Origin of the sequence: Nitratireductor sp. GCM10026969, assembly GCF_042660605.1 — a bacterium.
Taxonomy (GTDB): domain Bacteria; phylum Pseudomonadota; class Alphaproteobacteria; order Rhizobiales; family Rhizobiaceae; genus Chelativorans.
This window is the reverse complement of record NZ_JBHSUM010000135.1, coordinates 1-11,625: the sequence shown is the minus strand read 5'-3', so window position 1 is coordinate 11,625 and position 11,625 is coordinate 1. Positions and strand designations below refer to the sequence as shown.

Annotated in this window: 12 protein-coding genes, 1 tRNA gene and 1 riboswitch; of the genes, 9 read left to right on the top strand and 4 right to left on the bottom strand. The window is 64.5% G+C overall.

What is annotated here, in order from left to right:
* From ACFP9U_RS19885 to ACFP9U_RS19870, 4 genes are all read left to right on the top strand, one after another.
* Positions 1–795: alkaline phosphatase (locus ACFP9U_RS19885; protein ID WP_378624117.1), on the top strand; the 795-nt coding region annotated here is incomplete at its 5' end.
* Positions 796–950: 155 nt separating this feature from the next.
* Positions 951–1,024, top strand: a tRNA-Gly gene (locus ACFP9U_RS19880).
* A 198-nt stretch (positions 1,025–1,222) separates the two neighbouring features.
* Positions 1,223–2,290, top strand: coding sequence for an acyltransferase family protein (locus ACFP9U_RS19875; RefSeq protein ID WP_378624115.1), 1,068 nt, complete (start codon positions 1,223–1,225; stop codon positions 2,288–2,290).
* 165 nt (positions 2,291–2,455) lie between these two features.
* On the top strand, positions 2,456–3,253 hold the full coding sequence (locus tag ACFP9U_RS19870) for an ion transporter (RefSeq protein WP_378624114.1): 798 nt from the start codon (positions 2,456–2,458) through the stop codon (positions 3,251–3,253).
* A gap of 2 nt (positions 3,254–3,255) precedes the next feature.
* On the opposite strand, the gene ACFP9U_RS19865 is transcribed toward ACFP9U_RS19870, so the two are convergent.
* Positions 3,256–4,347, bottom strand: a complete 1,092-nt coding sequence (locus ACFP9U_RS19865) for a 2'-deoxycytidine 5'-triphosphate deaminase (protein WP_378624112.1) — start codon at positions 4,345–4,347, stop codon at positions 3,256–3,258.
* A 79-nt stretch (positions 4,348–4,426) separates the two neighbouring features.
* A riboswitch (SAM riboswitch) is annotated at positions 4,427–4,504 on the top strand.
* A 44-nt stretch (positions 4,505–4,548) separates the two neighbouring features.
* Between ACFP9U_RS19865 and ACFP9U_RS19860 the strand changes: the two genes are divergently transcribed.
* Positions 4,549–5,739: an O-succinylhomoserine sulfhydrylase gene (locus ACFP9U_RS19860; protein WP_378624110.1), complete on the top strand. Its 1,191-nt coding sequence runs from the start codon at positions 4,549–4,551 to the stop codon at positions 5,737–5,739.
* An 8-nt stretch (positions 5,740–5,747) separates the two neighbouring features.
* On the opposite strand, the gene ACFP9U_RS19855 is transcribed toward ACFP9U_RS19860, so the two are convergent.
* Entirely contained in the window at positions 5,748–6,353 is a 606-nt protein-coding gene (locus ACFP9U_RS19855) for a CDP-alcohol phosphatidyltransferase family protein (RefSeq protein ID WP_322450959.1), read from the bottom strand.
* A 113-nt stretch (positions 6,354–6,466) separates the two neighbouring features.
* On the opposite strand from ACFP9U_RS19855, the gene apaG reads away from it, so the two are divergent.
* From apaG to ACFP9U_RS19835, 4 genes are all read left to right on the top strand, one after another.
* Positions 6,467–6,859: a Co2+/Mg2+ efflux protein ApaG gene (gene apaG, locus ACFP9U_RS19850; protein ID WP_322450960.1), complete on the top strand. Its 393-nt coding sequence runs from the start codon at positions 6,467–6,469 to the stop codon at positions 6,857–6,859.
* Between the two features lie 81 nt (positions 6,860–6,940).
* Positions 6,941–7,744: an aldo/keto reductase gene (locus tag ACFP9U_RS19845; protein WP_378624108.1), complete on the top strand. Its 804-nt coding sequence runs from the start codon at positions 6,941–6,943 to the stop codon at positions 7,742–7,744.
* A gap of 53 nt (positions 7,745–7,797) precedes the next feature.
* Positions 7,798–8,517 carry an HAD family hydrolase gene (locus tag ACFP9U_RS19840; protein ID WP_378624118.1) on the top strand — a complete coding sequence of 240 codons (720 nt, stop codon included), beginning with the start codon at positions 7,798–7,800 and terminating at the stop codon, positions 8,515–8,517.
* A gap of 381 nt (positions 8,518–8,898) precedes the next feature.
* Positions 8,899–11,121: a S8 family peptidase gene (locus tag ACFP9U_RS19835; protein WP_378624107.1), complete on the top strand. Its 2,223-nt coding sequence runs from the start codon at positions 8,899–8,901 to the stop codon at positions 11,119–11,121.
* Positions 11,122–11,136: 15 nt separating this feature from the next.
* Here ACFP9U_RS19835 and ACFP9U_RS19830 read toward each other — a convergent pair whose 3' ends face one another.
* Together ACFP9U_RS19830 and ACFP9U_RS19825 are read right to left on the bottom strand one after the other, a co-directional pair.
* Entirely contained in the window at positions 11,137–11,385 is a 249-nt protein-coding gene (locus tag ACFP9U_RS19830) for a formate dehydrogenase subunit delta (RefSeq protein ID WP_378624105.1), read from the bottom strand.
* Positions 11,375–11,625 (bottom strand): formate dehydrogenase accessory sulfurtransferase FdhD (locus tag ACFP9U_RS19825; protein ID WP_378624104.1); only part of this gene is annotated, 251 nt, incomplete at its 5' end. The genes ACFP9U_RS19825 and ACFP9U_RS19830, both read right to left, overlap by 11 nt.

The following is an 11,625-nucleotide window of genomic DNA, read 5'->3' as shown; positions in this document are numbered from 1 at the left end:
CCGTTCGGCGGCGCGTCCGCCCGCGAGGACGCGGTCGACCTCCTGGCGCGGGCGAAAGAGGCCGGCGCAACCGTGGTCACCGACGCGTCCTCCCTGGGAAGCGCCGAGGGCGCCTTTCCGCTTCTCGGCCTCTTCAACGACAGCCACATGAATTTCGAGGAAGACCGCCCCGACAGCGAGCCTTCACTGGCGCAGATGACCGAAGCCGCGATCACCCGCCTCAAGAACGACGAGGAGGGTTTCTATCTCATGGTCGAAGGCGGGCGCGTCGACCAGGCCAACCACGCCGGCAACGCCCATCGCGCACTCAAGGACGGCGCAGCCTTTGCCGAGGCGGTCGCCTTGGCCGACCGGATGACCGACGATGCCGATACGCTGATCATCGTCACGGCCGATCACGACCACGGCCTCTCCTTCAACGGATATTGCGGCCGCGGCACGCCGATCACCGGCCTGTGCATGGGCATTGCCTCGGGCCAGGTGAACCATACGGGAAAGCCCGAACTGGCGGCCGATGGAAAGCCCTATACGGTGATCGGCTACCTCAACGGTGCCGGCTCGGTGCTCACCGAACAGGCCGACCACACTTATTTCGGCACGCGCGCGGTGCTTTCCCAGGAGGAAGCGCTCGATCCCGATTTTCATCAGCAGGCGCTGATCCCCATGGAGGCGGAAACCCATTCGGGCGCCGACGTGGCCGCCTGGTCGAAAGGCCCATGGGCGCATCTCATGGCCGGTTCGGTCGAGCAGAATTTCATCTTTCACGTGATGAACCACGCCATGAAAGCCGAATAGGCCTTCGCCGCGCCGGGCGGAGAGCGCCCGGCAATTCCTATTCGCCGCCCCTTTGCGCTTCGGCGAAGGCCGGAAGCGGGGCGGCGGGAACGGCAACGGCACGTCTTGAATCGAATTGACGAAGGCGGACAGATTCGGCTACCAAGACCGGCACTGCGGGTATGATGTAATGGTAGCCTGTCAGCTTCCCAAGCTGAACGCGCGGGTTCGATTCCCGCTACCCGCTCCAAGTCCCTGACAGCCCCGATCTCCTGCACTTCCCTCCCCGCAGGTTGGTATGCGGAGGCAATCACGTCTTTTCCACCGGCAGGAACGCGCCACAGCGACGCCAAACGGCATTGTTGCAGTTGCTTTTCATATAGTTTTAGGTGACTTCAATTATTCATCTCTATCTGTGATAGCAAACTGTTGAGCTCGAGAAGACACGATGTCCTCCGTTCGGTATCCCAATTTCGACACGCTCAGGCTTGTCGCGGCTTCTTCCGTCGTGTTCTCCCATGCATTCCTGATCGCCACCGGATCGGAAGAAACCGAACCGCTGCACGGAACCGGGCTGGTCGCCGGCGTCTACGGCGTCTTCATCTTCTTTATTCTCAGCGGTTTTCTGGTGACCGAAAGCGCGAAGCGCTCGGCGGGGCTCGCCGACTATTTCCGAAAGCGTTTCTTGAGGATCGCACCGGCTCTGGCCGTCAGCACGCTTCTCATCGTCTATGTGATCTGCCCGCCCTTCGCGACCGACGGCGCGGTGGCATTCGTACTGGACCCGGAAATCCTGAGCCGGGCAATGCAGGTGATCTTCCTGCACACCGACAACCTGTATTTCACCAATGTCGCGTTCTACCCGCCGTCCGGCGAGGAGGACTATCTGCCGGGCATCGCCAACGGTGTGTTGTGGACGATCCGGCTGGAGGTGATCGGCTATGCCCTGATCGCGGTGTTGATGGTGATGTCGCTCCTGAAAGGACGGCGGCAGATCATCGCTCTCCTGATCGCCTGCGGTGTGATCGGGCTTTCGGTCGCCTACGGCAAAACCGTTTCCGTCGAGTGGCTCGGCGCACTGCTGTTCGTCCTTCCGTCGCTGTGCTGCGGCATCATCATGAACTGGCTGGTGCAGTTCCACAAACCGCGGGGATGGATCGCCGCGCTGTTTGCACTCGGATTTGTCCCGGCCGTCCATTTCCAGGTCCTGCCGGAGACCTTCTGCTATCTCGCGGCGTATCCGCTCATCTGGCTCGGCGCCGTCGAGTTCAAACCGTTTACCTGGCTCAGGACCCGGAGCGACATTTCCTATGGCGTCTATCTCTACGGCTGGCCGGTCACGCAGGTCATCCGGGCGTTCGTCGGAGACGGATTGTCGGGCTATGAGATGACGACTCTGGCGCTGCCGGCGACGGCGCTCCTCGCCTATCTTTCCTGGCACCTGGTGGAAAAGCCGGCTCTGCGGCTGAAAACGGCGGCACCGATGGCGCAGGCTCAACCGCTCCAAACCTCTTGATGCCCTTCTTCGCCTGAGAGGAATGCGATCACCCTCAAGATGCAGGGCGGCACCAGACTGCCCGAAAGGCGGGCGGACCGGCCGCCTTTCTCGCCCATGACGTTGATCCGGCTTGACGCGAGCGCGATCACGTACCACCTGTGCGCAGTCCCACAACAAGCGACGATGCCGCCCGTGACCGCGCTCAGAGAATTTATCGAATCCCGCCGTTTCGAGGCGGCGATCACCGTCCTCATCGTCATCAACGCCATCACGCTCGGGCTGGAGACCTCGCCCACGGCCGTGGAAGCCGCCGGGCCCCTCCTCCTGGCGATCGACCGCTTCATCCTCGGCGTCTTCGTGGTCGAGCTCTCGGTCAAGATGGCCGTCTACCGGCAGCGCTTCTTCCACGATCCCTGGCGCATCTTCGACCTTTTCGTCGTGGGCATCGCGCTCGTTCCGGCGACCGGCAACCTGTCGGTGCTCCGGGCCTTGCGCATCCTGCGCGTGCTGCGGCTGGTCAGCATCGTACCGTCATTGAGGCGCGTCGTGGGCGGCCTGGTGGCGGCCCTGCCGGGCATGGGATCGATCATGCTCCTGCTCGGTCTGGTCTATTACGTCTTCTCGGTGATGGCGACGAAGCTCTTCGGCGCGGCCTTCCCCGACTGGTTCGGCACGATCGGACGCTCGGCCTATTCGCTCTTCCAGATCATGACGCTGGAAAGCTGGTCCATGGGCATCGTGCGGCCGGTGATGGAGGTCTTTCCGTGGGCCTGGCTTTTCTTCATCCCCTTCATCGTCTCGACCACCTTCACGGTGCTCAACCTGTTCATCGGCATCATCGTCTCGGCCATGCAGGCCGAGCACGACGCCGAGGCCTCGGCCGAGCGCAGCGCGCTGCAGGAGGAGCAGGAGGCGATCCTGCATGAGGTCCGGGCGCTGCGCGAAGAGGTGCGGGCACTCAGCAAGGAGAGGCAGTCGTAAACTCAGCCCGGAAGGAAGTGCTTTGAAAGCTTCAGCGCCTGGCCCTGGTAGTGGGATTTGAGTCCGGTGCCGTAAAGCGTTTCCGGGAGCGTACTCATGCGCTCGTAGACCAGCCGGCCGACGATCTGGCCGTGCTCGAGGATGAAGGGCACCTCGTGGCTGCGGACCTCAAGCACGGCGCGGCTGCCCGTGCCGCCGGCGGCGGAGTGGCCGAAGCCGGGATCGAAGAAGCCGGCATAGTGGACGCGGAACTCCCCCACCAGCGGGTCGAAGGGCGTCATCTCCGCGGCATAGGCCGGCGGCACGTGCACGGCTTCGCGCGAGACGAGGATATAGAACTCGTCCGGGTCGAGCACGAGGTCGTTCGTGCCGTGATTGTAAAGGGGCTCCCAGAATTCCGGCACCGCGTAGGCCGCCTTGCGGTCGACGTCGACAAGGCCCGTGTGATGCTTGGCGCGGTAGCCGATCAGGCCGCCGTTGGCGCCGCGCAGGTCGATCGAAAGGGCGATGCCGCCGCCCGAGATGTTGGGCCTTTCGGAGGCCACCAGCGTCTCGCGCTCGTGCAGCGCGGCGAGATCGTCTTCCGTGAGCAGCGCATTGCCCCTGCGGAAGCGGATCTGCGAAAGGCGCGAGCCGGGGCGTACGACGATCGGGAAGGTCCGCGGGCTGACCTCGAGATAGAGCGGGCCGGAATAGCCGGCGGCGATCTTGTCGAACTCCTGGCCGTTGTCCGTCATGACGCGGGTGAAGATGTCGAGCCGGCCGGTCGAGCTCTTCGGGTTGGCCGAGGCCGATATGTCATCGGGAAGCGCCAGGTGCTCCATCAAGGGCACGATGTAGACGCAGCCGACCTCCAGCACCGCACCCTCTTCGAGCCGGAACTGGTGCAGTTTCAGCCGCTCCAGCTTATCGGTCACGCGATGGCCGGGACCGGGCAGGAAGCTGGCGCGCACGCGATAGGCAACCTCTCCTAGGCGCAGGTCGAGGCTTGCCGGCTGGATCTGGTCCGTATCGAGCGGGCGCGCGGCGGCAAGTGCGCCGTCCTCGAACAGCGCGGCGATCTCGCTATCCGGCAGAATGCCCGTCATGGCCACGCGAAACTCCATCAAAAGCTTGACCGGGGAGGTTTACTGCGCCATGCGCTTGACGCAAGGACATGCTGCGCCTAAAGAGGCTTTATCCCGTGGTGATTTGGCCGGTCGGCTTGCAGCCACGTAAAAAAAGTCGCTAAAAGGCCGCGCTCAATGCTCACCGGCACGCGCCTTTCGCGGCCGGTTTTATTTTGAGCAGAGACCATGACCGACGATAACAACGACGACTGGAAACCGCAGACCGCCCTGGTACATGGCGGCGCGCTGCGCTCGCATTTCGGTGAAACCTCCGAGGCCCTCTACCTCACCCAGGGCTTCCTCTACGACAGCGCGGAAGCGGCGGAAGCGCGCTTCAAGGGGGAAGAGCCGGGCTTCATCTATTCGCGCTATGCCAACCCCACGGTGGACATGTTCGAAAAGCGCATGTGCATGCTGGAGGGGGCGGAGGACGCGCGTGCGACGGCCTCCGGCATGGCGGCGGTCTCGGCGGCGCTTCTGTGTTCGCTGAAGGCGGGCGACCACGTAGTCGCCGCGCGCGCTTTGTTCGGCTCCTGCCGCTGGGTGGTGGAGACGCTGATGCCGCGCTACGGCATCGAGACGACGCTGGTGGACGGGGCCTCGCTCGAGGCGTGGGAAAGCGCCGTTCGCACAAACACCAAGCTGTTCTTCCTGGAAAGTCCGACCAACCCGACGCTGGAAGTCTGCGACATCGCCGCGATCGCGCAGCTTGCCGACAGCATCGGCGCGCGGCTGGTGGTCGACAACGTCTTCGCCACACCGCTCCTGCAAAAGCCGCTGGAACTGGGCGCGCATGTGGTGGTCTATTCGGCCACCAAGCACATCGACGGGCAGGGGCGATGTCTCGGCGGCGTGGTGCTCTCTGACAAGGACTGGATCGACGAGCATCTGCACGACTATTTCCGCCACACGGGCCCCAGCCTCTCCCCCTTCAATGCCTGGACGCTGCTGAAAGGCCTGGAGACCCTGCCGCTCAGGGTGCGCCAGCAGATGGAGAGCGCCTCCCGCGTTGCCGATTACCTGGCCGAACACCCGAAGGTGCCGCGCGTGATCTATCCCGGCCGCAGCGACCATCCTCAGGCCGGGATCGTGGCGCGGCAGATGAAGGGCGGCTCGACGCTCGTCTGCTTCGACGTCGAGGGCGGCAAGCAGGCCGCGTACGCGGTAGAGAACGCGCTGAAGATCATCGGCATCTCCAACAATCTGGGCGATGCCAAGAGCCTGATCACCCATCCCGCCACCACCACGCACAAGAACCTTTCCGATGAGGCGCGGGCGGAGGCCGGCATCAAGCCGGGAACACTGCGCCTGTCGCTGGGGCTGGAAGACACGGACGACCTCCTGGCCGATCTCGACCGGGCGCTTTCGCGCGTGTAGCCACTCGGCTACCGGAATGCGCGCGCCGCCAGCACGATGCGGGCGACGGCGGTGTAGAGGGTGATCACGGCGAAGGTCCAGGCGATGACCGGGAACCAGGCGGGCCAGAGGCAGGCGAGCACGAAGGCGATCAGGGTTTCGCCGGCCTCGGCGAGCCCGGTGGTGAAGAAGAAGGATTTCTCGCCGCGGGCCAGGGTCTGCATGCCGCGCTTCTCGGCGATCGCCGCAAAGGCGAGAAAGCTCGCGCCGTTGACATAGAAGGCGAAGAGAAGGAACGCGCCGGCGATGCCGTTGGCAGCGGGATCGTGGAAGATGAAGCCGAGGGGCACGGCGCCGTAATAGACGAAATCGAAGACGATATCGATGTAGCCGCCAAAGTCCGTCGGCGCCTTGACGCGCGCCACCGCGCCGTCCAGCCCGTCGCCCAGGCGGCTTAAAAGGACGAGCGCCAGCGCGACCCAAAACTGGCCGGCGGCGGCCGCGGCACCGGCGGCCAGTCCCGCCGCCAGGCTTGCCACGGTCACCGCATTGGCCGTTACCCCGAACGACGCCAGCCATGCGGCGACCTTGGCAAGAAGCGGCTCGAGCTTGCGTTTTCCCCACCCGTCGATCACATTCCGGCTCCGTTCTGGCTGTCCCGCGTTGATCTATAGTCTTGCCCGACACATATCAGATGTCACAATATCGTCAGGCCCCCGACAGGCGGCCGGCAGGTGGCGCGAGACAGATGTACCGAGCCGTAACCCACGACATAGAAGTGCGGGTCGAGCCATTCTTCCTGCCCGACCACTCGGACCCGGAGGAAAGCCGCTACGTCTGGGCCTATCAGGTCACCATCGCCAATTTCTCCCAGGACACCGTCAAGCTGATCTCGCGTTACTGGCACATTACCGACGGGCTCGGCCGGGTGCAGGAGGTGAGTGGCGAAGGGGTGATCGGCGAGCAGCCGGAGCTGGAGCCGGGCGATAGCTTCCAGTACACCTCAGGCTGTCCACTGACGACCTCCTCCGGCATCATGGTCGGCCGCTACACCATGCGCACCAGGCAGGGCGACCTCTTCGAGGTCGACATCCCGGCCTTTTCCCTGGATCTTCCGGGCGAGCAGGTGGCGCTGAACTGAGAGCAGGCGGGGCGCTGGAACACGGGCGCACCGGGGAAGTTGGAACAGGCAAAGCGGCTTCGAACCTGCGGAGACTCTTCCATGGATCCAGCATCCCGCATCACGCTGCGCACCGGCAATGAAATGCCTCTTCTCGGGCTCGGCACCTGGCAACTGACGAAAGACACGGCCGAGACGATCGCCGCGGCGATCGCGCTCGGCTATCCGATGATCGACACATCCGGCGACTACGGGACCCAACCGGGCATCGGCGAGGGCATCCGCCGGGCGGGCGCGAAACGGTCGGATTTCTATCTCGTCACCAAGGTCGAGGAAACCGACGACGCCTTCGCGGCGACAAAGAAGAACGTGGACGAACTCGGCCTCGACTATGCCGATCTGATGCTGATCCACCGCCCGCCGAGAAGCGGGGCGGGCGAGGCGCTGTGGGAAGGCCTGATCCGCGCCCGCGAAGAGGGGCTTACGCGCGACATCGGCGTCAGCAACTATCCTACCGGTCTCATCGACGCCTTGGTGCGGACAACCGGGGAAGTGCCGGTCGTCAACCAGATCGAGTGGAGCCCCTTCGGCCATTCCATGGCGGTGAAGGCGCACGCGGATGAAAACCAGATGGTCATCCAGGCCTACAGTCCGTTGACCCGCGCCAGGCGATTGGACGACGACACGCTGGAGGCGATCGGGAAGAACCACGGCAAATCGCCGGCGCAGGTGCTCATCCGCTGGAACCTCCAGCATGGGACGGTGCCGCTGCCCAAGGCAAACCAGCGCGAGCATCTGGAGGAAGACATTGCGGTCTTCGACTTCGCGCTCGGCGAGGAGGAGATGGCCCGGCTCGACGACCTCAACAGCCATTATTCCGCGCTCGGCAAGCTGCCCTACGTGTAGATACCGCGGCGGTTGGCGCGCACGCGGCGATGCGCTATCCATTCATTTTATGGATGGAGGATCGACCCGTGCGACTGACGACGATCGGTTTCGATGCCGACGACACGCTTTGGCACAATGAGCGCTTCTTCCGTCTTACCGAGGAGCGCTTTGCCGAGTTGCTTGCCGAACATGCCGCGCGCAACGACCTTTCCGCCCGCCTGCTGGCGGCGGAAAAGCGCAACCTCAAGATCTACGGCTTCGGCATCAAGGGCTTCATTCTCTCCATGATCGAGACCGCCATCGAGGTGACCGAGGGAAAGGCACCGGCGGCGACCATCGAGCATATCCTGGAGATCGGCCGGGAAATGCTGGCGCACCCGATCGAGCCGCTGCCGCATGCGGTCGAGACGCTTCAGGCGCTCACCGGCGACTACCGACTCGTCCTCATCACCAAGGGCGACCTGTTCGACCAGGAGCGCAAGCTCGCCCAATCGGGGCTGGGAGACTATTTCGACGGCGTCGAGATCGTCAGTGACAAGACGCCCGAGACCTATGCACGGGTCTTCGCCCGGCACGGCAACGGGCCGGAGAAGAGCATGATGGTGGGCAATTCGCTCAAATCCGACGTCATTCCGGCCATCCGCGCCGGAAGTTGGGGCGTCTTCGTGCCGCACGACCTGACGTGGGAGGTCGAACACGCGGAAGCGCCCGCGGGTGAGGACCGTTTTCGCGAGCTCGCCCATCTGGGCGAATTGAAAGCGCTTCTTGCCAGCATCGATGGGCCGGGCTGACCGTGTTCCTTCGCCACCGAGTTCCCGTCAGCCGGCTTTCGGCGCGGCGACTAGAGCAGGGCGCGCTCACATTCGTGGATTCCACTTGGCTGCAAAAATGCTCTGGCATAAGGCAGGGTTTTGTGTCCGGCGTCGGCGACTGCATCTTGACTTCCGTTTGCTTTACAGAAAATTCAGCAGCACTGTTAAAAAATGCGCCCGCGAGGGGAATGGGCGCCACGAGAGGGGATGAAGCACTTGGGATTCCGGTATTCTTCCACTGCTGGCATATTGTGCCTTCTAGCCGCCGGGTGCGGGGGCGGAAGCGATGGAGGCGGCGGCGATTCCACGTTCGATGACGGCACGCCACCTTCCACGCCTGGCGGAACCGGTTATCCGGCGTTGGACGAGACGGCGGCAGCAGCCTATGCCGAGGGCGCGGAGTTCAACCGCGTAGATCCGCCGCCCAGCTATGAGGAGTGGCTGCGCCAGGCTGCCGGCCTGCCGCCGGTCTGCGACGGCACGAGCAATCCGGACTGTGCCAGCGCCTCCAATTACGCGCTGCAGAACATCCACTACGCCCACACGGCCACGCTTTCCAATGGTACGAAGCTGCGCGGGCAAGGCACGCTGATTGCCGTGGTGGACGACGGCTTTCGCCGCACTCATCGGGAATTCGCCGGGAAAACGCTTCACAGCTTCATCGGCGGCGCAAGTTTTGCAGTGGAGGACCACGGCACCTCCGTCGCCGGCATCGCCGCCGGCCGGGCGGACGGGGCGGGCATCATGGGCGTCGCTCCCGAAGCCGACCTTCACCTCACCTCGTGGGCCGATGTCGGCGGGAACGACATCCTGGATCACCTGACGGCGGCCACGGACCATGCAGCCGACCTCGGCGCGGTGGTGCAGAACAATTCCTGGGGATTTGCGCCGGAGACCGCCGCCAGCGAGGAGATGGCGGCGTTCGCGCGTTCCGGCACGAGCGACTATGCCACCTATATCGCGGGCGAGAGGGGCGGCACGCCGTCCGAGTGGCGGGGCCTTTTCGATGCCTATGACCGCTTTCAGGAGACGGGCGTTGTCGTCCTGGCCAACTCCAACGACCCCAGTTTGGGCGACGCATCCGCCTGGGCCGGGCTTCCGCTGTTCGTGCCGGAGCTTTCGGAGGCCTGGCTCGTCGCCAGCAATGCGCTGTTCACGGTCGATGAAAGCGACGGTCGCATTCTCGATGCCGAACTCCTGTCCGCACCGTGCGGCTCCGCCGCAGCTTTCTGCGTGACCAGCGACGGAACGGTCTACGCGCCGACCGCCGACGACGACACATCCTATGCCTTCACCACCGGCACGTCCTTCGCGGCACCCCAGGTCGCCGGGCAGGTCGCGCTCATCGCCCAGGCGTTCCCCAATCTTTCGCCGGAGGAGTGGACGGTGCGCCTGCTGGCCACGGCGCGGCGGGACTGGGATGGTTTCCAGGACACGGTCTCCGGCACGTCGACCTTCGCCCCGGGCGTGAGCCGCAACTATTCCAGCCTCTACGGCCACGGCGTCCCGGACATGAAGGCGGCCCTTTCGCCCATCGGCGGTCTGTCGATTGCAAGCGGCGAGAATGTCTACAGCGCGCAGCGCACCAGCCTCTCGGGCGGCATCGCCACGGCGGGCCCCGTCGTCGGCAACAGCATCGCCAAGGCGATCGCCGGCCGCAAGGTGATGGTGGTCGACGCCCTCGGCACCGACTTCTATGTCCCGGGCGGGAAGCTCGGCGGCGAAACCTCCGTCAATGCGGGAAAGGGCGTGGCCGATGCCCGGCAGATGGCGCGCAACGTGGAGAAAATGGCCGCCAGCTTCGCCTTCGTCGAAAACGGGAGCGACCTGCCCCGCACCCTGCACGACGTCGCGGTGCCGAAGCTCTTTTTCTCGCAGACGCTCGCCGGCTTCGACTCGGACACGGCGTTTTCTCACGTCTTTCCGGCTGACGAAGGCACGTTCTTCCAGTTTTCCGGCCAGGTCGCGCACAAACACGAGGGGGGTGAAGCTGCCTTCTCCCTTTCACGAATTACCGCGAACGACAAGTTCGCCAGCGAAATTTCATTCTCCTTCGGGCACAGTGGCGCCGGCTTCTTCGGCAGTGAAACGCGCGGTCCCTTTCTCGCCGGCCGGAACACGGCCAATGCGGCCGCCGGCATCAGTGTCAGCACGGCAATCTCGCGCGCCTGGTCGGTGGGCGCCTATGCCGAATTCGGAAGCGGCTTCGTGAGCGACGCTCCCCACGCGCTGGTAGATTATGGCGCCCTTGCCTATGCGAGCGGTGGCCTTTCTGCCCGCCGCCGCGGCGTGCTGACGGAACGCGACACGATCGATTTCTACGGCGGGATGCGACCGAGCGCCGTTGCCGGCGAGGCCGAGGTCAATCTGCCGGTCGGCCGCGATGCCGACGGCACGATCCATTACGAGAACATCGCTGTGGACTTGGCCGACACGGATCTGCCGCTGCGCTTCGGACTGGTCTACCGCAACCGCACGGAGCGGGATTTCGACGTGCTCTTCGGCTTCAACACCGATCTCGTGGCGGCCAGCGATCCGGATCCCGTCTTCTCGTTCTCTCTCGGTTTGACGAAGGAGTTTTGAGCGCGCATGCGCTTCTCAAGCGCGCATGTCCTCCAGTTGATTGATCTGTTTTGCCGCCTTTAGGACGAGCGGCTTCAGGCCGTCGCCGCCGCGCTCGATGATCCGGAAAAGCTGCCGGCGCATGCGGGGCTCCCAGAACTTGTTGATGTGGTCGGCGACACCTGCGACCGCTTCCTCATGATCCATTACTTCGAAAAAGCAGGCGATCTGGTTGGCCATGTAGACGAGCTTTTCTTCGCTGGGCCTGCCTGCTTCATGCGACATGTCTGGCTGCTCCGTTGTGAATGCGTTCGGGATGGGTGAAGATGTCGAACTCCGACCCGCGTACCAGCGCCACCAGAGTGGCGCCGCATTCGTCCGCAGTGCGGATGGCGAGCGCGGTCGGAGCGGAGACGGCGATGAGAACCGGCGCGCCGATCGCCGCCGCCTTCTGCACCATCTCCACCGAAACGCGGCTGGTGATGACGGCGGCGCCGCGGCTGGCGTCGGTCCCGGCTCCCGCCA

What these genes read in the sequence shown, in the direction of transcription:
- ACFP9U_RS19875 (WP_378624115.1), top strand. Translation starts at nt 1,223, where the DNA reads ATGTCCTCCGTTCGGTATCCCAATTTCGACACGCTCAGGCTTGTCGCG.
- ACFP9U_RS19870 (WP_378624114.1), top strand. Translation starts at nt 2,456, where the DNA reads ATGCCGCCCGTGACCGCGCTCAGAGAATTTATCGAATCCCGCCGTTTC.
- ACFP9U_RS19860 (WP_378624110.1), top strand. Translation starts at nt 4,549, where the DNA reads ATGACCGACGATAACAACGACGACTGGAAACCGCAGACCGCCCTGGTA.
- apaG (WP_322450960.1), top strand. Translation starts at nt 6,467, where the DNA reads ATGTACCGAGCCGTAACCCACGACATAGAAGTGCGGGTCGAGCCATTC.
- ACFP9U_RS19845 (WP_378624108.1), top strand. Translation starts at nt 6,941, where the DNA reads ATGGATCCAGCATCCCGCATCACGCTGCGCACCGGCAATGAAATGCCT.
- ACFP9U_RS19840 (WP_378624118.1), top strand. Translation starts at nt 7,798, where the DNA reads ATGGAGGATCGACCCGTGCGACTGACGACGATCGGTTTCGATGCCGAC.
- ACFP9U_RS19830 (WP_378624105.1), bottom strand. Translation starts at nt 11,385, where the DNA reads ATGTCGCATGAAGCAGGCAGGCCCAGCGAAGAAAAGCTCGTCTACATG.